The organism is Acidithiobacillus sp. TH-A36 (assembly GCF_057473445.1).
The window spans coordinates 1-1,219 of the sequence record NZ_JBYCKP010000369.1; the positions used below are offsets into that span (position 1 = coordinate 1).

Here is a 1,219-nt window from a genome sequence, read left to right on the forward strand (position 1 = left end):
ACTCCATTCCCAACCCGCGCCAGCTCATTGTGACCCTCTCCCAGTCGGGCGAAACGCTGGATACGTTTGAGGCCCTGAAACGGGCCAAGGAGCTGGGTCACGACTATACTCTGTCCATTTGCAATGTGGCGGAAAGTGCCATCCCCAGAGCCGCGGCACTGCGTTTTCTGACCCGCGCCGGCCCCGAAATCGGGGTGGCGTCCACCAAGGCGTTTACGACTCAACTGGTCGCTTTGTATTTGCTGGCGATTTCTCTGGCCAAGGCGCAGGGCAAACTGGATGCGGATGCTCAGGCCACCCATCTGGAGGCTCTCCGCCAGCTTCCCGGCAGTGTCCAGCATGCCCTGAATCTGGAGCCACAAATTCAGGGTTGGGCAGCGCGTTTTGCGGGCAAGGAACATGCGCTTTTTCTGGGTCGTGGCCTGCATTATCCCATCGCCCTGGAAGGCGCCCTCAAGCTCAAGGAAATCTCCTACATTCACGCCGAAGCCTATCCCGCAGGGGAGCTCAAACATGGCCCACTGGCTTTGGTGGACAGCAATATGCCCGTCGTGGTCATTGCCCCCAATGACCGTTTGCTGGAAAAAGTCGCTGCAAATATGCAGGAAGTGCATGCCCGAGGCGGAGAGTTGTATGTGTTCGCTGATGCAGACAGTCACTTCAGCGCCAGCGCGGGTATTCACGTCATGCGTCTGCCCCGCCACACCGGTCTGCTTTCACCGGTGGTACACGTCATTCCGGTACAGCTCCTGGCCTATCATGCCGCGCTGGTAAAAGGCACCGATGTGGACCGTCCCCGCAATCTGGCCAAGGCGGTTACGGTGGAATGATCGGGTAGGTGCTGTTACGGATGTTTGTAGGATGCAAATAAAGTTGGTAACAACGAAATAAAGTTGGTAACTTACAAATAAAGATGGTAACTTTCCTCCGTATACTTATGTTCAGAGTTGGAGGTACGGATTTTGACCTGCTTACCCCTTGACCACCGTTCGCAGAAATGGATTAAACAAGGTCGGGGAAGGGGCTCAGGAAAAGATTACCAACCCTGGTTGACTGTCAGAGACCTGCCTTCTGCAGGACGATCTCATAGAATCTGGGGAGTCCAGACTCAACGAACCCACCATCTGCTGTCGGATCTCGAACTGGCGGCTTTTTTTCTATTTGACTGGAATCCATCTGTCGCTGATATCCGCGAGCAATATCCTCTCCGCTTAGAGGA

General features: G+C 55.0%; 1 protein-coding gene. It reads left to right on the forward strand.

The window, feature by feature from the left end; translation table 11 throughout:
* Window positions 1-830, forward strand: an 830-nt coding sequence (locus tag AC2VLY_RS09740) for an isomerizing glutamine--fructose-6-phosphate transaminase (protein ID WP_486922179.1), incomplete at its 5' end; no start/stop codon positions are given.
* Window positions 831-1,219 lie beyond the last annotated feature (389 nt).